17 protein-coding genes are annotated in these 20,198 nt (G+C 47.6%); 12 read left to right on the top strand and 5 right to left on the bottom strand.

The annotated features are described in order from the left end of the window. The first annotated feature begins 127 nt into the window (after positions 1 to 127). The gene (locus J0L70_RS09630; RefSeq protein ID WP_081614722.1) at positions 128 to 385 is read left to right on the top strand and encodes an HNH endonuclease; all 258 of its coding nucleotides are present in this window, start codon (positions 128 to 130) and stop codon (positions 383 to 385) included. Here the strand turns inward: J0L70_RS09630 and cas1 are convergent. Beyond that, on the bottom strand, positions 373 to 849 hold the full coding sequence (cas1, locus tag J0L70_RS09625; protein ID WP_287454242.1) for a CRISPR-associated endonuclease Cas1: 477 nt from the start codon (positions 847 to 849) through the stop codon (positions 373 to 375). The two genes, J0L70_RS09630 and cas1, sit on opposite strands and share 13 nt — an antisense overlap. 81 nt (positions 850 to 930) lie before the next feature. Between cas1 and J0L70_RS09620 the strand changes: the two genes are divergently transcribed. Both J0L70_RS09620 and J0L70_RS09615 read left to right on the top strand, forming a co-directional pair. After that, positions 931 to 1,827, top strand: coding sequence for an ABC transporter substrate-binding protein (locus J0L70_RS09620; RefSeq protein WP_287454241.1), 897 nt, complete (start codon positions 931 to 933; stop codon positions 1,825 to 1,827). Positions 1,828 to 2,001: 174 nt separating this feature from the next. Beyond that, positions 2,002 to 2,787, top strand: coding sequence for an N-formylglutamate amidohydrolase (locus J0L70_RS09615; RefSeq protein ID WP_287454240.1), 786 nt, complete (start codon positions 2,002 to 2,004; stop codon positions 2,785 to 2,787). Between the two features lie 77 nt (positions 2,788 to 2,864). Here the strand turns inward: J0L70_RS09615 and J0L70_RS09610 are convergent, their stop codons facing one another. Then, entirely contained in the window at positions 2,865 to 4,562 is a 1,698-nt protein-coding gene (locus tag J0L70_RS09610) for a TROVE domain-containing protein (protein WP_287454239.1), read from the bottom strand. A gap of 450 nt (positions 4,563 to 5,012) precedes the next feature. On the opposite strand from J0L70_RS09610, the gene J0L70_RS09605 reads away from it, so the two are divergent. Both J0L70_RS09605 and J0L70_RS09600 read left to right on the top strand, forming a co-directional pair. Continuing rightward, positions 5,013 to 7,880 carry an NACHT domain-containing protein gene (locus tag J0L70_RS09605; RefSeq protein WP_287454237.1) on the top strand — a complete coding sequence of 956 codons (2,868 nt, stop codon included), beginning with the start codon at positions 5,013 to 5,015 and terminating at the stop codon, positions 7,878 to 7,880. Continuing rightward, positions 7,843 to 8,112, top strand: coding sequence for a hypothetical protein (locus tag J0L70_RS09600; RefSeq protein WP_287454235.1), 270 nt, complete (start codon positions 7,843 to 7,845; stop codon positions 8,110 to 8,112). Before J0L70_RS09605 ends, J0L70_RS09600 begins: the two co-directional genes overlap by 38 nt. Here the strand turns inward: J0L70_RS09600 and J0L70_RS09595 are convergent. From J0L70_RS09595 to J0L70_RS09585, 3 genes are all read right to left on the bottom strand, one after another. Beyond that, complete coding sequence (locus J0L70_RS09595; protein ID WP_287454233.1) at positions 8,085 to 8,588, bottom strand: DUF4174 domain-containing protein; 504 nt, start codon at positions 8,586 to 8,588, stop codon at positions 8,085 to 8,087. The two genes, J0L70_RS09600 and J0L70_RS09595, sit on opposite strands and share 28 nt — an antisense overlap. Positions 8,589 to 8,706: 118 nt before the next feature. After that, positions 8,707 to 10,161: an alpha/beta fold hydrolase gene (locus J0L70_RS09590; RefSeq protein WP_287454232.1), complete on the bottom strand. Its 1,455-nt coding sequence runs from the start codon at positions 10,159 to 10,161 to the stop codon at positions 8,707 to 8,709. A gap of 109 nt (positions 10,162 to 10,270) precedes the next feature. Continuing rightward, complete coding sequence (locus J0L70_RS09585; protein ID WP_287454231.1) at positions 10,271 to 13,018, bottom strand: CHAT domain-containing tetratricopeptide repeat protein; 2,748 nt, start codon at positions 13,016 to 13,018, stop codon at positions 10,271 to 10,273. A gap of 318 nt (positions 13,019 to 13,336) precedes the next feature. On the opposite strand from J0L70_RS09585, the gene J0L70_RS09580 reads away from it, so the two are divergent. The 7 genes from J0L70_RS09580 (at position 13,337) to J0L70_RS09550 (ending at position 19,984) form a co-directional block, all read left to right on the top strand. Then, positions 13,337 to 14,260: a type IV pilin-like G/H family protein gene (locus J0L70_RS09580; protein WP_287454230.1), complete on the top strand. Its 924-nt coding sequence runs from the start codon at positions 13,337 to 13,339 to the stop codon at positions 14,258 to 14,260. A gap of 74 nt (positions 14,261 to 14,334) precedes the next feature. Beyond that, positions 14,335 to 16,128, top strand: coding sequence for a tetratricopeptide repeat protein (locus J0L70_RS09575; RefSeq protein ID WP_287454229.1), 1,794 nt, complete (start codon positions 14,335 to 14,337; stop codon positions 16,126 to 16,128). A gap of 429 nt (positions 16,129 to 16,557) precedes the next feature. Next, the gene (locus tag J0L70_RS09570; RefSeq protein ID WP_198421427.1) at positions 16,558 to 17,088 is read left to right on the top strand and encodes an SH3 domain-containing protein; all 531 of its coding nucleotides are present in this window, start codon (positions 16,558 to 16,560) and stop codon (positions 17,086 to 17,088) included. 43 nt (positions 17,089 to 17,131) lie between these two features. Further along, positions 17,132 to 18,094 carry a hypothetical protein gene (locus tag J0L70_RS09565; RefSeq protein ID WP_190652383.1) on the top strand — a complete coding sequence of 321 codons (963 nt, stop codon included), beginning with the start codon at positions 17,132 to 17,134 and terminating at the stop codon, positions 18,092 to 18,094. 133 nt (positions 18,095 to 18,227) lie between these two features. After that, positions 18,228 to 18,848: a tetratricopeptide repeat protein gene (locus J0L70_RS09560; RefSeq protein ID WP_017286223.1), complete on the top strand. Its 621-nt coding sequence runs from the start codon at positions 18,228 to 18,230 to the stop codon at positions 18,846 to 18,848. Positions 18,849 to 18,914: 66 nt separating this feature from the next. Continuing rightward, positions 18,915 to 19,397, top strand: coding sequence for a hypothetical protein (locus J0L70_RS09555; RefSeq protein WP_017286222.1), 483 nt, complete (start codon positions 18,915 to 18,917; stop codon positions 19,395 to 19,397). Positions 19,398 to 19,426: 29 nt separating this feature from the next. Further along, positions 19,427 to 19,984 carry a hypothetical protein gene (locus J0L70_RS09550; protein WP_287454228.1) on the top strand — a complete coding sequence of 186 codons (558 nt, stop codon included), beginning with the start codon at positions 19,427 to 19,429 and terminating at the stop codon, positions 19,982 to 19,984. The last annotated feature ends 214 nt before the right edge of the window (positions 19,985 to 20,198 follow it).

The following is a 20,198-nucleotide window of genomic DNA, read 5'->3' as shown; positions in this document are numbered from 1 at the left end:
AGAAATCTGACCAACTAGCAGTGGAGGAAATTGGTGAATTGGACGCGTTGCCTTCGGCTCACGTGAAGCGTGTCCGCAGAACTCGATCGAATTTTCACTCATATCAATGCGATGATGGCGGCTCAGAATGTCAATCAGTAATGATGTTCGGCAGGCTGTTCGAGAGAGAGCAATTTTTTTGTGTGAGTATTGCTATTCACCGGAACGCTTGAGTGCAACTCGTTTTACAGTTGATCATGTGATTCCGAGATCGTTAAACGGTTCGGATGATCTCCGCAATTTAGCTTTGGCTTGTCGGCGTTGCAATGAGCGGCGATATAACTTTGTGGCTGGGATTGATGCCGAAACTCAGGAAGTTGTGCCGATTTTTAATCACAATCCATAAGCAAAACTCAGCAACGCATTCACCGGATCAGTCGGCGGACGGCGATTTCGACCTGAAAACTGCCAATTCCCTTTCAACATCTGCGACCAATAACTAAAATACTCCTGTGCCGCCAACCCTTCCATCCCCCGCACTTGATCGATCGTCTTTTGAGCAGCCACACTCGCTTTTCGCTGCTTTAACGGATGCTCTTTCACCCCATGCCGATACAAAACCGTCGCTTGATTGTGGATTTTAGTCGCGACCATCGCTTTCATCAATTCCAACTTCTGCGCCTGATCCTCATACCGTCGATACTGCGCTAATCGAAGTTGCCCATTGCGCGAGTAAGCAGGCAACGCCGATCCCAAGTGTTTGCCAAATCCAGACAGATAATGCACAGGCATCCCGAGTTCTAGGGCATACATCAACACATCGCCCGTTAACTTGCTGCTGGATGGATGACGAGTTGATGGCTCGGTCACAGGTTCTACGGTATCAGGGGTTTGGAAGACGGTAAGCTTTAGAAATACAATTTCGATCTTATAAATTTAAGTTGGCGGATAATGGCTAAGTTACGCTTGGGATTGGAATGGTTTTTGAATCCAGATCATGTGCCTCTGCTGGTGGGGCTGAAGCAGGGATGGTTTGCAGATGTAAATATCGATTTGGAACTGGTTGAACCATCTGAACACATTGATGCGATCGCCCAGATCCAGGACGGAACGCTCGATATTGCCATTACGGAGCCAGTACATCTGGTTGAAGACCGCGCTAACGGTCATCCGGTCATTGGTTGGGCACGATTTTTACATACCAATGGTGGGGTCATGTACTTCGCAGGACAAGGAATTGAGCGCCCTAAAGATATGCTGGGTAAGCGACTGCAATACCCCGGCGCACCCTCGGCTTTAGGAAAGGCGATCGCTCAAACGATGATCGAGGCGGATGGCGGTCAGTTTACCGACGATGCCATTACCTCTGTCGATAATGGCTTTTTCCACACGAACGCACTCGTTGAAAACAAAGCAGACTGTGCAACGCTAGTTTTCTACAATTTTGAAGTCATTGAAGCTCGGCTGCGGGGCTACGATGCTCAGTTTTTTGCCCTCAAGGATTGGGGCATTCCAGATTTCTGTCAACTCATTTTCATCACGACTCCAGAGTTACTGCAACAGCGACGGCAAGAACTTCAGGCTTTCCTGAAGGTATTCCGACGCGGGATTGACTTCATTCATCAGCAACCCGAAGCTGCACAGGCAATCTATAACCAGCACACTGGAGCCTATGCTGACGATGCGATCGGGCAAGCCATCTATCAGGCAACCGTTCCCTGTTTCACTTACGACTTTACAATGACCACTGACTACTACGACCAACTACAGACCTGGATGCACAACACCGGACAGATTAGCGATCGCTTACCCGCCACCGCCTATTGGTCTAACTCACTTGCCCTTTAAGCGGCATCGAGGCGTGCTTCCAACCTTGATAGTGGCCAATGACGGAGGAATGCTCTGGGTCTCCCATCAAAGATGGTTTGAATCCAGAGCGGCGAGTTTTTCAAAGACAAAAGTGGCGATCTCTGTTTTCCCATATTTAAGGATCGAGCAATTTATCTACTGACTAAGCCACCAATGCCAGACCCTTTCCTCCTGCACTTACCTACTGCTCACACCATTCCGGTTATCGCCAGTCTGCCTCACAGTGGATTGCTCATACCGAAGGAGATTACTAACACTTTAGAAGCTTCTTACCAGCACTATTTACCCAATCAAGATTGGCATCTCGATAAACTCTATGATTTTCTGCCCCGTTTAGGCATTACTGTCCTGCAAGCTGTCTATAGCCGTTACGTAGTTGACCTCAATCGATCGCTCCGCGAACCGCTCTTTGGTAGCTTTTGGCAATCGGTCGTTGCTGAAAAGACTGCGTTCAACACCGCAATTTATCGAACTCCGCCTTCAAGAGAAGAGGTTGAACAGCGAGTGGAGCAATACTATCGCCCCTATCACCAACAGCTTCAAACTTTGCTGAACGAACAGATTGAGCAATTTGGCAAGGTATATTTGCTGGATTTACACAGTTTCCTTGGATTAATTGAGGATGAAGTCTGTTTGGGGAACGGAAATGGGGCAACCTGTTCTGAACACTTCATTTCTGTCGTTGAAACTGCTTTTTGCTCACAGAGGTATCAGGTTGTTCGCAATAAGGCGTTTAGTGGTGGACATATCACACGGCATTACGGTCAGATGCCGCAAGTTGAAGCGTTACAAATTGAAGTTCGCTACCCGGTTTACCTGAATGCGAAACAACTGGATTGCGCTTGTGTCCCGGATTGGCAGGTGCCAGAGTTTGATAACGCGAAGCATAAGTTTAAGTCAATTTTCGAGCAGATTACTAAAAATCTAGTATCTGCTTAGCTTCCCTATTTCTCATCATTTTGAACCATAAATTGGGAGTACTTTCACTTGAAAAAATACTCCCAACTTTAAGCAAGTCAAAGCTCTCCTGCTGCAATCATTTGAATTAATCGAGGTGTTCCTGGATCAAATCCGGCAATATCCCACGACATTGAATCTTTTGGATCAACCAGCGAGATATTGTAGGGAGCCAGGGTGACGTAAACAGCTTTTGCCCCAGGATTCACCTTACGGCGATACTCGGCTAATGCTTGACTCGGATGCTTGCGTCCTGCCCAGCTTTCACAGTCCGTCCAGAAGCAGAACACGTCTGCCTTGAACTTGTGCTTGATTGCCCACTCATACGCGACTGCCGCATCCGTCCCACCAAAATTCTGGTTGCTCGCTTTGGAGATCGCATCGCTAAACGAATCCCGTGCTGTAATTTTCAGGTCACGGAAGTCGTTGGCAAATCCGCGAATGACGTAGTGCGGTTCAGCTTTTGCCGTTGCCAGTGCCATCGTGGTTGCAATCTCACAGCAGGTCAGTCCGATCGAACTCACGCTGTAGTAAGACATGGAACCAGAAACATCGATCGCATGTAGAAACACCTTGCCCGTTGGCTGCATCACCTCAAAGGAGAGTTCCAGAGCTTGCTCCAGAATATCCACAATGCGGGGAACAGGTTGCCAGGTTTTCTGACTGCGTCCTAACTGTCCACCGGATTGATAAGTCTTGAGGGCTTTCAAGACATCGATCGGGTGAATACGTCCTTTTCGCAAATGTTCCGCACTGTTAAGGACTTTTGCCACTCGCTTCAGGTTGTCGCGGTTGTCAGCCGTCAACACATCCAGTTCGGTTAAAGATCCCAGATTTCGTAGCATTGCGCCGATCGGCATATCGTTGAACAGCAATTGCCATGCCCGCTTGTCCATTTTGCCCACGGGGGCTGCCATTTCATGCGTTAACCGACCTTTGGCGATCGCCTCCTGAGTTCTCCCCGGATTGCGCTTCAGCCACTCGTACCACCAGATTTGCGCCAGAGCATCCGAGGGAATTTCTTGCGGTAGGTTCTCCCAACCTTGAATGACCCACTGAAATAGCTGGTTGTGGTCTTCCGTGGGAGGTTTAACGTGAAACAGCCGCAGCGCATCCCGATGAGAAAAGCCCTGGCGCTGCTGATATTTCAGCAGTTGATATGCTAACCCTTTTGCATCAGGGTTTGATAACCAGGACTTACCCGCTTCTCGGACAATCTTTCCAAACCCGCGCATTGCTTTGGTGTAGCTCAACCATTCGTAGAAGTGGCTTCCCGTTCTTACCACCTGGGGAAAGATCGATTGAAAAGCGTGCTTTGCTTCAACTGTCTCACCCATTGATAGCAACACCAGTGCCAACAGAGGCGCACTGTTATTGATTGCCCGTCCATCGCTGGCATACAGGATCTCTGAGGCAACGCGATCGGGATTGAGAGCGATCGCCTGTTTCAAGACTTCGACAAATTCACCCGTCAACTCCTGCTTGCCTGCGTAATAAGCCCCTTGAGCCGTTCCAATCAACAGGCAGCGACGCAGCACATTCCAGAGGTCGGCTTTGAACATCCAACCATCGGAACGTCCCTGAATCATGTCTGCTTCCCGACCAGGAATCGGCTGGCTTTGCGGTGTTTGCGTCTTGTTCTGGACAAAAAACTTGTAAGTCATCACAATCTCCTTCAGCCCGTCAGGGCAACATTTGGAAATTGGCAGGATGGGAGTTGCACCCATATCACCCGCTTGGAAGGCGATAACCCTCATTCGTCGTCCCTTTCGGGCAAGATGTGAATAAGGATGTTTTAGGCGTTCTACTGTTAAACTACCTGCCAGTGTTTGGTGTAGCGGCGCGGGGGTTGCACCCGCATCTCCGGCGATTAAGGGGGAAGTCGTCCAAAGCGATAACCCTCAATCTGCGTCCCTTTCGGGCAATCGTTGGCGCTCTATGATTGAGCTAGCCGCCACAGGGTTGAAAGTCGAGGGTAGGAGGTGAGAAGCGTTCTCTCGTTTCCTTTCCCTTTGATGAATCCAGAATAGGCAGTTCATCTTCCCCCAGGCGAATTGGCATAAAAACGGCTGAAAGGCTTCCTCCACAGAAGACTTGAAGTTAGGGGAATGGTGGAACCGGAGGAATTCCCCTGGCTTCTGGGGGAAAATGTGAGTTAGAACCGTGAGATATTCTCAATTTGTCTCCAAATTCCGATTCTCCTAACAATGGCACGCCCCAGTTACGGACCTGAAGCCAAAAAGCGATCGCTTCACCTGTTCACAACCCTGCTCGACTACGCAAACGACGAGTTGGACTGTGATGAGGTGGCTTTGGATGGGCTGCGATCGCAGATTCAGACCCACTGGCAGACCGAGCAACGGTTAGTGGTGCGAACAAAGGTTCGGTTCTTAGAGGCTTTGACTAACCTGGCGAAATCTCCGCTGAATGGCGAACAGATCAAGGAGGCATTGCGGCGATTTGAGGATTTTCTAGAGATCCTAGACGACAATCGCCCCAACAAGGGTGGATCTGAAGTTTGGCACTTCACCCTTAACCTCTGGCACAAGCGGAGCGATCGCCCAGCCAATCTGCGTCAATTCGAGCAGGAATGGGAAAAACGCCGCCCCCAGAAATCGAAGCAGGTGACAGGCGAGGAACCGATAGAACCAGAAGCTTCGGGAGCGGATAGGCAAGATTTCTGGTGGCAACTTTGCCGTAACAGTCTGGAATTACAGCAATACGAACGGTTGACGATTAATCCATTGACGGTCAGCGATGGTATGACCTTCAACCTGGATGAACTCTATCTTCCCCTAGGCTTGATCGAACGCAAGCAGCGGCATCGCAAAGCTGATCGCTCATCAGTCGGTTCACCTGTTGAGGACGGAGACGAGCCAGAAGACACCCTCTCTTTAGAGGAGTTTTTTGACCGTCTGCGATCGCTCGAAAAACAACGAATCGCGATCGTAGGTGAACCGGGTGCAGGTAAAACGACGCTACTTCAAAAAATCGCCGTCTGGCTTCTAGAGCAGGGGGTACTGCCTATCTGGATTTCACTGGCAGATTTGCAGGGAGCGACATTGGAGAACTACCTCTTACAGGACTGGCTGAAGCAGGCAACCGGGAAGATCAGTGTTCCTCTAGAGCTTCAAGAAGCATTTGCCCAACAGTTTGAGCAGGGGCGAGTGTGGCTATTGCTGGATGCGATCGATGAGATGGCGATGGATGCGACAACCGCACTGTCGAGCCTTGCCCGTCAACTGCGAGGATGGATTGCCAATGCTCATATCATGCTGACCTGCCGCTCGAATGTTTGGGACAGTGGTAAAAATGCCCTTGATGGGTTTACAGTTTACTGCAACCGCAGTTTCAGTTATCGAGTTGGAACCGATGAAGATCAGGTGGGTCAGTTCATCGATCGCTGGTTTCAGGATCATCTGGAGTTGGGCGATCGCCTGCAACAAGAATTGAACAACCCTCAGCGAAAGCGAGTCAGGGATGCGGTCAAAAATCCTCTCCGATTAGCCTTGCTTTGCCGCTCCTGGTCACTAGCTCAAGGAGCATTACCGCAAACAAAATCCCTGCTCTATCGGCAATTTGTCGAAACACTCTATGAATGGAAGCAGGATCGCTTTCCCACTACGATCGCCCAGCGGCAGCAACTCAATGAAGCATTAGGGCAGGTTGCGCTGCGGGCACTGTTGCAAAGGGAAACGCGCTTTCGACTGTCCCATTCCTTCGCTCAAATTGCATTTGCAGGGTCATTAGACTTAATGACTCTGGCATTACAACTGGGTTGGCTTAACCAGGTTGGAATTTCAGTGACCACAGGCGAGAAGATTTACGCCTTTTACCACACCACATTCCAGGAATATTTCGCCGCACAAGCCATTTCAGATTGGCAGTTTTTCTTTGATCCGGCTCACGATTTTCCAGTCTTTCATGCGTCCTGGCGAGAGGTGATTCTACTCTGGTTGGGGAGAACGGATATTGCTGTTGCTGAGAAAGAGGCGTTCATCACAGCTCTCATGAATTTTGACGATCGCTGTGGCGGTTTTTATTCCCATCGAGCTTACTGCTTGGCGGCGGCAGGGTTGGCAGAGTTTCCCCAATCTGGTCATGCCTCAAAAATCCTGGCTCAACTTCTCCAATGGCGATTTGGGGTATTTCCTGCTTCCCTCTGTGAAGGAGCCAGAATCGCGTTGCTGCGAACCGATCGCCAGCTTGCAACTTCGGCTCTAGAGGAGTTTGTCCAGATTGCCGAAAATCCCTTTACTCGTTGGCAGGCAGCTTACACCCTGGGTAAAACGCTTGATCCAGGTAATTCAATGGCGATCGCTGCCCTGCGTCAACTCATTGACACTCTACAGAGTGAAGCTCTGAAATTACAAGTAATTGAAAGCCTGGGCAGAATCGAGCCAAGTCATCCGATTGTGCTTACTGCTCTGGAGGAGATTCTGGAATCAACCCAGGAGGACAATATTCGCCGGAGAGCCGCTTATAGTCTGGGCAAAATCAATCCTGGTCATGGGAGAGCGATCGCTACTCTAAAGCAGATCATTCACTCAACTGAAAATGCCACATTGCGACTGCGAACCGCAGAGAACTTAATCATCCTTGACCCACAAAACACTGTTGCAAATGCTGTACTTCAGCCAATGAGAAGGTCTGAGAAAACAAGTCAAAAACATCAAAATAAAACAACTAATCAGCAAGATCTAAAACACCTCATTAGTACATTAGAACAACGATTATTAACAGCAAAAGACTGGGCGAATCAGCGGCGAATTGCCTATCGACTGGCAACGCTCCAACCTGGACATCCTGGAGCGATCGACTGCTTGTTGCAAATTCTTTTGAACGAGAAGATTCCAACTCACCATAAACGAGTTGTCGAAGATTTGAAAGAAGTCATGTTGGAAAACCAGTTAAGCCATGTCGTCTATCAATTAAGCTTGTTGTTTACAGACATAGATCTTTCAATTTTCAATCAATCTAGAGTGCAACTGCATGAGTGCCACAAATTATTGTCATACTGCGCTCAGCAGATGTCTTATGCCGAATTCTCAAATGCCTGGCGGAAGGGAGCTTGAGGATATGACGACGACTCAATCTTTTCCGGCAGATAGCGAAATTGAAGCCATCTTAGAACAACGCATTGAACAGGAAAACAAAGGGTTAGTATTGTCGCAGGGATCATTGATGGAAGCCGACAAAGCCACTGACACTGTAAAGGACAACATCCTAGGGACGGGCAGAAGACTGATCAAACATCGCAACAGCATTCCTGCCAATGGCTATTGTCGAGAACGCATTTCTTGCTGACGCATGGGCATCGCATCGATCGTGCGAAACAGCCCTGCTAAATCAAGTGGAGTTTGGCTCCGTTGCTTCTCCGTACCATCCTTACCCACCAGAATCACTGCAAACTCCTCAGGGGTAATCCCAAACTGTTGTCTTAGTTTTTCCACCGATGCTGAATTGAGCGATCGCCCATCAACCTGGCTCTCTCCAGTTCCCAAAATTTGCACCAGCTTCAGATCGCGATTGCCTGTCCCTGCTTCATCCGCCTGCCATACCTGCATTTGTTGGCGATACTGAGATGAATCGGTTGAGGGGGCAAAGACCAGCAAGATGCGGTTTTGCCATTGATAGTCGCTCAGCTTAAATTCAATTCTTTGGGAACGATCGGGGTTTGCTGCAACATTGGCTGCCTTTAGTGACTGAGAATGAAAAGGGTTTGGTGAATCACTCATAGCAATGAAAGGCTGGGCGGAAGCACAGCCCTGTAGCAGGGACATAAGAACGACAAGTCCAGTTAAAGACTGCATTGGGATACGAGAATAACTTTCTTTCTTACTGTAACCAAATCGCTGCAAGAGAGACTGGCTTTCAAGGGAGAATTTGAAAGTATACAGGTCAGGCAGAAAGAGGAAAACCCGCTGCCAATAACCAACCGAAGAATAAAGCAGAGCCGATCGCGTAGACCCATACTTGGTTGAACAAACCAGCAAGCAGAGACAAGATCCCCATCAGTGGCGGAAATAGTGGCAACAGCAAAAACATAAATCCTAATTGAGGTAAGAAATTGAGCGTCAACACAAAGCCGCCAATCAAAACGATGCTCTGCCCCAGCCACCAGAGAAGGCGTTTACCTACCCCAATATTTTCTTGCACAATTCCCGCTGCCAGAAACCAGGGGAAACAGGCGATCGCCACGGGCAACCACACTCTTAGCCGAATGGGGATCAGCCACCATTGAAGCCAAACCACCTGCGCCATTGCACCAAAGGCAATCCAGAGAATGACAAACAGCATAATTCCTAGCCCAACGGCACGCAGGGTAGGGCGAGGTAGACGCGCCAGTATTCCCAGCCAGGTTAACCCGGCAATCAAAAACCAGACCCCAACCGCTCCACCAACTTGAACGCCACCCAAGTTCTGGAGGTCAAACCGCTGACTCAGCAGTACTAACCCTGCCGTTGCCGCCAGTGGTGCAGCGATCAAGCCTGTCCATTGTCGGATAGGAGCTATTTTTGTGGGGATGAATGGAGGGTGAGTTAGAAGAGGTGAGATTGCGGCTAATCCGATTAACCAACCTAACAGGTGTAGTCCGTACCATGCCATGCGGCGATCGCGATACTGGCTATTATTGGTTCTGCCAAATGCTGCATCCAGCCAACGGAGGGCTGACTGATGACTCCCATCACTAAACAAGATGGTGATATGTTCCACACCCGGAATCACAACTAATTCCCGCCCCTGCCCTGTTGCCAGATTCGTGTTTTCTCCCCCAGCTTGTGCCAGCAATCGTTCGGCATTACCCACAAATCGCCCCTCTCCACTCCCTGCCTGTAGTTGCAGATTTCGCGGAGATTGGGGACTAACATTCGCTCCCGTTGGAGAAACTGCAACCGTTGCAGCAAAGCGTTCTCGATCGCGAATCCCAGCATTCATCACAATCCCGCTGCCCATCGAGTGCCCTAGCAGTGCCAGACGACCTGGGTCAACCTGGGGTTGTTCCAGGAGAGCTTGCAACGCCCTCTCCAGATTCTGCTGCAGCTCATACCGCTCTAAGCGCGTTCCATTTGCGCCATGCCCGTCAAAATCCCAGAGCATGACCGCATAACCCGCATGAGCCAAGACGTGCCCATAGCCGAGCATCAACTGTTTAGAACCTGCAAACCCGTGTGCCACAAGGACTCCTGGAATTGTCTTTGCCCCTTGAGGAGCGAGATATAGCAGAGGAACTCCTTCTTTTTGGAACGATCGCACGTCCAGCCCGGATCGGGCGAATGCGATTCCCAACCAGGACGAAACAACCAGCAGAATCGCGAGTACCAGGAGTCCTAAGCGTTTATAGTTTAATTTCACAGGCTTCAGCCAACATTCAAACACCACCTACTGGTGTAACGCAAAACAATCTTCAGGATTTGAAAATCTAGCCAATATCTCGAAGGTAGCGATTCATGATTCAGGTATTTCACCATGCTTCTCCAATGAGAGTGAAGGCTGCCCAGTTTTTGGGATTGGGATGCGTCTTGAGCGTAGCTAACATCGCTTGACGCAGAGCTTGTGCTTTGTCAGGATTGCGGTTGAGCTGTTGATAGAATGCCTGCATAAGTTCAGCAGTCGGAGCATCAGGCACAGCCCAGAGAGAGACAATTACGCTCGGAACTCCTGCGGCAATAAACGATCGAGATAATCCCACCACACCATCTCCTGTCACGCGCCCCCGACCAGTATCACATGCGCTTAAGACGACTAAATCAGCATTTAGCTTTAGGTGTGAGACTTCTTCAGCAGTTAAGATGCCACTATCATTTTCAGAGGGGGCAAAGGCTAGCCAACTTTTGAAACCATTGAGATCGGAGAATGATCCATGAGTTGCGAAATGAATGACTTTGGCATCAGAGATTTTCTGAAGAATTGTTTTTTTAGTTCCTTGCTGACCAGTCAGTGCTTGGGTGTTAAATAAAGACGCAATTGCAATAGCTTCTTGCTCTGCATTTGGTAAATTCGAGAGTCGTTTTGCTTGTGCAGAATTTGGATCGATCGGCATCAATGGATTGCCAACGATTAAAGTACTATTGCCTTGAGCGCGAGAGTTCAGCACACGAGTTTTATCTAGCAATTGAATTGAAGAAGCAGTCCGAATGGGATGCTGCTCAATCAAGAATTGACCGTTTGCAGCTTTGAGAGCAGGGAAAGGAACGAGAAAGAGAGTTCCATCCGGAATAAAAACAATGTGTTGGTTTGGATCAGTCGGAAGTAGAGATGAGATCGGTTCAATCAGCAATCGGTGAAGGGTTCTAAAATTTGCGTCTTGATCAGACTGAGCACAAGGATTTTTCTGAGTTGTTTCTTCTACAATTAACCAATCCGATTGGGCACTCCGAACCCCGATCGATTGCCGACTATTCCCAATTAATTGTGTGATAGAAGCGCATTGTTGCGGTAAAACATCTGTAAGCTTCACCTGTCGAAAGTCGATTGTGCCCGTCGGCTGAATGACCCAAATGTAAAGTTCTTGCTTGCGTTCATTGAGCGAATATTCAACCAGGGTGGCATTTTGAGATCGCGCAATGTGTCGAAGTTGATCCACACTCGGTGCTGCCTGAGAAGGTGAACTCGTCGGCTGTAACTGTTGGCTTAACCGTTCGACTAACGCTTTCGTTCGTCCCCATTCTGAGATTGTTAGTGCTGCTTCAAATTTCTTCTGGGCAATCATCACCTCTTGTAAGATGCGATAGCTCACAGCTTGAGTTTCAAAGAATGAGATTTTGTTTGCTTCAGACAGTCGATCCAATCGAATCGATTCAAACACTGCGATCGCGCTTTTCAGGGATTTTTCTGCTGAAGCAAACTGACGAATGTTGAGGTAAAGAGCGCCTAGATTGTATAAGGCTCGTGCTTCCCCAGATCGATCTTTGACCGATCGATAAATCGGCAATGCTTCATTGTATGAGCGAATCGCATCTTCGTAGCGTTGCACAGCTTGATAAGCATTGCCTTGATTTAATAAAACTTGCGCTTCCCCGTTGCGGTTTTTGAGTGCTCGGTAAAGGGGTAAAGCTTCTGTGTAAGCTCGAATTGCATCCTCATAGCGTGAGACTGCAACATAGGAAATTCCACGATTCATCAATGCTAGCGCTTCTCCATCAGGACTTCTGATCGCTCGATAGATTTTGAGAGCTTCTGTATGTGCCTGAATTGAAGCAGCGTGCCGAGACATTGCACCATAAATAATTCCTAAGTTACTCAGTGCTTCTGCTTCACCTTGAGGATTTTGAATTGATCGAAAAATCGACAAAGCTTCCGTATAAGCTGCGATCGCTTCATCATTGCGATCGAGCAAATCATAGACCACTCCCCGATTCATCAAGACCCCTGCTTCTCCTTTTCGGTCTTTGATGGCGATCAAGATCGGTAAGGCTTGATCGAAGACGGTTAAAGCTTCCTCAAATCGGGAGAGAAAACGGTACGTATCTCCCAAGCTAGATAATGCTGAAGCTTCAGCACGACGATTTTTAAGTTCTCGAAAGATCGGTAAGGCTTGATTGAAAGCTGCGATCGCGTCATCGTAACGAGAGAGAAAACGATAGACAATTCCTCGATTCATCAACGCTGAAGCTGCATTATCCCAGTCCTTGAGCGCTTGGAAAACTGCGAAGGCAGCACCGAAACCTGAGATCGCCTCGTCATTGCGAGAAAGGTAAGCATAAGTGATACTGCGATTCAGCAGGATTTTTGCTTCAAGATCGCGATCGTTCGTTTCACGAGCAATCGGTAGTGCTTCATCAAACGATCGCAGCGAATCTTCATGACGAGAGATCATAGAGTAGGCACTTCCTCGATTCATGAGAACGACTGCGGCATCCTTGCGCCGATTGAGTTGTTGAAAAATCGAGAGTGCTTGATCAAAGGCACGAATTCCTTCTGCATAACGAGATAGCAGTGTATAAGAGCGTCCTTGATCATTCAAAAGCTCTGCTTCATTTTGTCGATCGCCAATTTCTCGATAAATTTTGAGTGCTGCTTCCCAAGAGGCGATCGCAGCTTCATGCTGCTCAGATTTGTACTGCTGATGTCCTTGTTTTGCTAAGCGATCGGCTGCTAATTTGCGCTGACTCGGTTGTACTTGAGCAATCGTTTGAGTCAGCGCGAATGATGGATTTGTGCCGATACAGAGAAGCGCGATCGCGAGAAGTTTGAGAGAGCGTTGCATCATGAGTCCTTGATCGTCCGCAGTCCATCTTAAAAGAGAATCTATTTGCGGTTTTTTATTTTTCATTCTTCTCGCTAAATTTGCGGAATTCCGTAAATTTGCCAAAATGCTTCTGTCTGTTTCAGAACATCAACTGCGTACTCAATATATTCCGCTTACAGTTGCATATCCTGGCAAAGATGGGACTCTAAAAAACTGCATAGATTTCAGCAAGCGAGTAGACAACTGGATCAAATTCAAGAAACACGATCGTACAAAAGGAGCCGCCTGCAAACACATTGAATCAATTACATCGCAATTTTTATTTGGAGAGCCTTTACTATGCCGCATCACAGGAATAAACCGATTGCAATGCTTCTCATCATGAGCGTTTGTACAGCAATCTCGGTATTTGGAGGGATAAAAGGTAGGAGTGCCGAAACTCGTGAACAATCTTTGAATAGTCAACAAATCATCGGACGCTGGGAGGGGATTGACAGCACAGGAATATTGGGAAGAGCTGGCGAAGCGACTCCGGTGACGCTTCGCTTCACACCTAAGGGGAAGGCAATCATTCTCACTGTTCCTTCAGAGGGCTTGCAAGGATTCACATTTGATTACAGCTTGAATCCACAACCGAAACCAATATTCCTAGACCTAGACTTTAAGCCAATGGGGGCGAATACGATTGTGCCGACGATCGCACAATTTACAACGCCGCAAAATTTGAAAATTCAACTCTCTGGTACTCGTCTAAACGGCGATCGTCCAAAAGAGTTTTTAGATGAGTTGAATTTGAGCAGAGTTTCAGACCATATGGTTGCTGCGTTTCAAGGTGAAGGAGCCGTTGCCACTCAATTGATCCAAGCAGAACAATCCAAAGAGGGTGAAGGAAAGTTTGTCATGACTACTTTAGTTCGGTCTGCCTCAATCTATCGACTTGAAACAGGTCAGTTTCCAATAACGTTGACCCAACTTGGGTTAAGTTATACTTCCACACAGAACTATCGCTTTGAGATGACTGTGAAAAATGACCGATTAACTCTCATTGCTCGTCCGAAAAAAGCAGGCTTGAGAAGTTACATTGGAATTACAATTACTCAACCTTTTCGGGAAGACAAGACAACACAAACCCTTGCGATAGCAAATCTTTGCCAATCGTTTCGCCCTTCTACGATCGCACCTGTGACGCCTGTCATTCATCACATTGACAGAGCCTTTCCGGCGATTGAATGCGGTTCTGGCTCGGAAGCTGTGCGGTTTTGAGTTCTCTGCGATTTGATTAAAGATTAGAAGATCATTGATGTCAGACTTAAATTTACACACTAAAAGTGATAACGATGTTAGCTTTCTCAAAATCAGCCATCCATTTTCCACTTGCCCTACTTTTGCTGTTTAGATTTAGTCAGCCTGCTCAAGGCACTCTCGCAGTTCAGGTTAATCCTGATCTCTCCTCACAGGCTCTATCTGAATCATTAGCAGCGCTTGGAACTCAAGTCGCTGCAAGTCCAAATCCTCAACCTGCTGAAGCACTATTTGAGAGAGCACTTCAGATCGCAGAAACGATACAACCGCTCACAGAGCGGAGTCAAGCTTTGCTCACCATTGCTCGTAAGCTTCGCGAAGCCAACCAAACTTCAAGATCCCAGCAGTTGATTGAACGTGTGATTCAACTTGCACTTGCTCACGCTTCAGAGCGAGCCACAGATGAATATGGCAAAGAGCGACAACAGGAAGATTTAGCCATCATCAGCGCTCAACTTGCAGAAGCCGGGCAGGTTGAGCGTGCCCTCCAGTTTGTCAGAACTAAGATTTCTTTAAAACTGCGGAAAGGGCAAGCGCTCAACAAAATTGCAGTCGCGATCGCGCATCAAGGCAAAACTCAACAAGCTAGAGAACTATTGAGTGAAGCTGTGCGATCAGTAAAAGGCGACACAGAAGACTATGCCTATGAATCGAATGGCAGTTGTGGAAATGAGAAGTTTGCAGTTTTCTCAGACATTGCCAAAAGCTTGAGCTTAGTCTCAGAATTAGATCAAGCATTACAAGTTGCTGAAACGATATGGGGCTGTAACTCAGCATCAGGAGATTCAGCCCAGTATTATCAAGCTTGGGCTTACTTGGGGATTCTGAGCAACCTGAGAACGGTTGGGCAACTTCAACAAACTTGGAATAGTGCTAAACGAATGCCCCAAGCACCGAATGTTTCAGGCGATCCAGTCGAGCGATTAATGACTTGGCATGAGCTTGCCGAGAAACTGATTGATTTAGGAGAAATCCCACTCGCTTTATCGATCACAACTGAACTCTCGACACTCTCCAGGATCAAAGATGACACTCGAATGTCCATCTATCCACAATTGTTAGTCGAAATGGGGCAGGAGAACTTGCAAAAAATTGCCCTTAAACTGGCTAAAAATCGACAATTTGAAGCAGCTTTGCAAGTGACACAGTTACTCGCAGGTGCTCCTGCTCGGCAAGATATTGCTCGTAAAGAAATTGCGGCTCAACTAGCTCACACGAGACAACTCGACAAAGCTCTGCAAGTCGCAAGCTCTGTTTCGGATGCCACCATGAAAACGAGAACGAAACTCGCGATCGTTGAGCGTTTGCAAAAAATTGGACTCACGGCTCAAGCAGATGCCTTGTTTGAGAAATTGATCCCCGCGTTGACTCCTGAATCTGCACCTGAGTTAGTCGCAATTGGACAACGCGATCGTGCCCTCAATTTGATTGCTAAACTAGACGGACAATCAGATGCACAGACACAAATTTTAGTTGAGACTGCGATGCAATTTGTGGAGCTGAAACAAGTTGAGCCAGCCCTACAACTCTCTCTTAAACTGAAAGAGGATAGAAATCGACATCCTCTTCTGTTAGCGATCGCCGCTCAACAGGTCAAACTTGGACAACTTGATCGATCGCTAGAAGTAGCATTATTCCTAAAAAAGAGCAGTCTTTGGGATTTGCCTCCTCAGCGCGATCGTCTTTTGACTAGCATTGCTTATGGGTTTGCTCGGTCAGGACAGTCGGTGAAAGCACGTCAAGCCGCAGAAGAGATTTCTGAGGATCTCGCGAGAGTTGCTGTCATCTCAGAGCTTGCAATTCAAAAGCAGCAGGCACAAAAAAATTAAACATCAGTTCGGCGAATTCTCTCGCTTCGTTGCTCATCTGCCCCGGAATCAATTCAGGGCAGGACGCAAACGAGAGCAACTATCTTCCAACTACACTCCACCTCTCTACTGAGAAAAAATTCCGAAAATCCGAAATTGCTGCTGTAGTTGTATCTAATTTCCACCTCTAAATTTTCGGTTGATCGTTGATTGCGCTTGCCTGCCCGTGATTGAAAATCACGGTCTAACCGTGCGAAGTCCCTAAAGGGACTAGCAGAATATGGCGATTCAGTCTCTTCAGTGAACTTCGCACAGCTAGCACGGGGTTTTAAACCCTGTGCGGGAAAGCGAGATCGACAAATCAACTCGAAATTTACAGGTGGTCTAATTTTCAGGGTGATTTACATACCACTTAGCACTGAATCAACCCTCATCAAGCTTCTGAATTCAATGATGAAACCCGTCGCAAAACTCTCTTCTGTTTCAAAACTTCTCGGTCTGATCAGTTTTGGCACACTTCTGATGACTTCCCTGCCTGCAATGGCGCGTCCTGGAATCGTTACGACACATGCTAATGTTCGATCGGGTGCATCTCTCAATGCTCCAGTGCGAGAACTTCTTGCACCCAATGGCACAGTTGAAGTCCTCAACATTGTCCAAGGTAAGGATGGCTGGAAATGGTACTATGTCCGCTCAGAAATCGAAGGGACTGAAGAAGGTTGGGTGCGGAGTGATTTGATTCGCTTCACACCAAGTAACTGGAGACATGCAGTGCTACGGGGCGATCGAGAAAACCGGATCAATGTCCGATCGGCTCCTAGCATTTCATCAAGCATTGCACACTATGGTATTGGCGGAGATGTGATCGAAATCGATGACAGAAGCATGACTAGAGAAGGCAATTACTTCTGGTACCGCGTAACTTTCCCCAATCAAGTCTCTGGATGGGTTCGAGGTGACTTGTTCATCAGAATCGAGTAACCCTCAGCATCCTTCGTAACTTTGACATTGTTCTTGAACCTTTATGAAACGGCTCAATCTATCCCGCATTCAGCAACTTTTCCACTCATTTCGCCTGCATCCTGCTGTCATTGCTTGTTTAACAACAGGAATGATCTTAACGGGTAGTTTTGCGATCGCTCAACCCGTCGCGACAGGTTGGCTGTTTAACGGACAAACCACACCCAATCAGATTACGCTCAATGGTGTGAAGTACACAGGAGAATGTGCTGCAGGGCCATTCTTCCCAGACCTTACAGGCACCTTTATCTCTGCAAAGACTCCGCCTGCCCCTCATACTCGCGTCTTGATCAAAAATGTGACTTCAGGCGTTTCGACTAACCCCCATCCCTACACTAATCGTGAATACGACGAACGTCGCCCGACTTCTGAAGTTGCCAAAATGACCTTCTCAAATCGACATCAGATGCGGAAATTTGGAGTACTCGAAGGCAGTAATACCTTTGAGTACACAATTCAGCAACGGGACAAGGTTCTAGAAACGGGAACTTTTACTTCCGACATTACAACGAATGTACGCACAGAAGAACGGACGGCAACCTGGGTTCGAGACAAAGTGTGCGCCAATCGATCCGTCTCACTCGATGTCTGTGCTGATATTCGCGATCGTCGTGCTCGACAATGCCAAGATGGGCGAATTTTGCAATCTGAATTGACTCCTGATGACCCTGAAATTGTCAGCCGCGTTTACAACGACACTGGAGAAACGCTCAACTTCCGATTTGAGCATCGAGAATATCGACTCGCTCCAGGAGAATATGCAGTCATTAGAACCTATGAATCCGATTCCTCTCAATCGCTTTACTTTAATACGACCTGCAAGGACTGCTCTCGTTTCAGTTCATCTAGCAGCTTTACTCCTGGCAAACGCTATCGTTTTACTTCAACGAAGAATGGCGAAACTCGAACTATTCGTTTAGAGGATTACTCGCGTTCAAATGACTACCACCAGAGAAGATGGCGATAATGCTCAACGTTCAGCGATCGAGAGATCGGCAGTCTATCGTTCGCGCATTTAGGATGACGATGGAGTTCTTGCAAATTGCATAACCTCGATCGTGGTTAATCCTAAACCTATATGAGACGTTGAGTGATCAGTCATGACGCATCCCATTCAAAGCACAATTGCGATCGCCGTAGGCATCGTCATTGGTTTAGCTCATCAAATTCCGATTCACGCGAAGGAGTGCATTCTACCCAGGTATGAGGTCGTTACCGAGAATCTGGTCAATGATCACAATCAGCAAGTTGTGGAACTGCTGACGCGAAAAGAATATGAGGCGGCTGTATTGACAGCACAATTTGCGATCGCAACGGGTGAATCTGTTCTCGGGATCACTCATCCCTCGATCGTCACAAGCTATCATCATTTGTCTCAAGCTTATCGCGGCTCGAAACAATACGATAAAGCAGAAGCAACGCTCTTAAAACTGATTCAAGCAACTGAGGCAAAGTTCAGCCAGGAGAGTCGAAACTTAATTCCGGCACTGCATGATCTAGGAGATCTCTACTTTGAGCAAGGACAATACGATAAAGCAGAAACTGTCTATCTGCGTGCGTTGAGTCTACTCGAAAAGACATCTGCAAAAACCTATCTGAGTGAGATTGCCCCTTTGGAAAAACTCATTGCAATCTACACGGCTCAAGGTCATTCGAGTAAAGCACAACAATTTACTCAACGGCTCAACACCCTCCGCCAGCAATTTTATCCTTCAAAGTGATCAGTCGAATTCCCCACTCTCCTATCATAGAAAAACCTTGTAGCTAACTAAATTGGAGCTTTTCTCATGCAAAATCAACACTTGCAATCAATCTCGAAATTCTTTACGTTAAGTACTCTTGCAATGACGATCGCTTGTACTGGAAGCATTCCTTTGATTCTGAGTAGTCCAAGCAGTGTCCATGCTGAAACCCGCCAGCAATCAGTGGATAGTGTCACAGATTGGTTGTTTGGGAATTTGAATCCTGGGCTAAATCGCCGCCGATTGCAGCATTATGAGCATGGCTATATTCGAGAATGGAATGCGATCCGCCGTGTGATTGACCAAGGTGGCTTGCGCTACTCCAAAGTCGGTCCAAATGGAGGCGCATGTGGTGAGCCAGATTGGACGTTTCCTAATAAAGATGAGGCACTAAAAGAGCGTCTTGCAGATGCCGTCTTTCACAGTCGCTACCCTGGAAGAAGAGGCGCACCGATTCGCCCAAATGAACGTGCTGCAATGCGAGAATGGGTCAAGATCAAAAATTCCATGTCTGTTGCCTATTGCTAAAAGCACATGACTTTCTAAGGTTTATTCCAATGCGTCACTTCAGTTTTGTTTTGCTTCTGAGTTGTTTTGCGATCGTAGGGTGTAACGCTCAAATTGATGCCAAAGTCACTCCGACCCAAGCAGCAACTCAACCTAATCTTCAACTCGATGCCAAAGTCGTTCCAACTCAAGCAGCGACTCAACCCGATGTTCAAATCAATGCCCAAGTAAAAGAGTCTACCAAATCTGAAGCACCTCAGATTGTAGAAGAGATTGTAGAAGGGCGATATTGGATCGGCGGAACTGATCAGGCACTAGAAGTCCAAGGCGATGCCTCCGGCACAGGTAGACCTGCTCGCTTCCGTTATGAAACTGAGGGAGGTGTGCAAGAATGGCGATCGCTTTCCTCACTTCAAGCTATCAAACCTGGTGTTGTCTATGATGGCAACGATTATTGGTGCTTATCAACAATGCAGCCGAAAACAGGGATAGCGATCTGTTCTAAAGAAGGTTGGGTCACTCAACAAGAACCTTCACAACAAGAACCTTCACAATCCGAACCTTCACAATCCGAACCTTCACAATCCGAACCTGACCAAAAACAGTAGTCATCACTCCCGTTAAATCTTGGAATGTACAACGTCGCCTCGATCAAAGTTCCCACCTCTAAATTTTCGGTTGATCGTTGATTGCGCTTTCCCGCCCGTGATTTTCAATCACGGTCTAACCGTGCGAAGTCCCTAAAGGGACTAACAGAATACAGCGATTCAGTCCCTTTAGGGACTTCGCACAGTTAGCACAGGGTTTTAAACCCTGTGCGGG

It is taken from the genome of Leptolyngbya sp. UWPOB_LEPTO1, from assembly GCF_017302695.1.
Classification (GTDB): Bacteria; Cyanobacteriota; Cyanobacteriia; order Leptolyngbyales; family Leptolyngbyaceae; genus Leptolyngbya; species Leptolyngbya boryana.
Note: the sequence above shows the minus strand (reverse complement) of the source record. Positions and strands in the feature narration are given on the sequence as shown.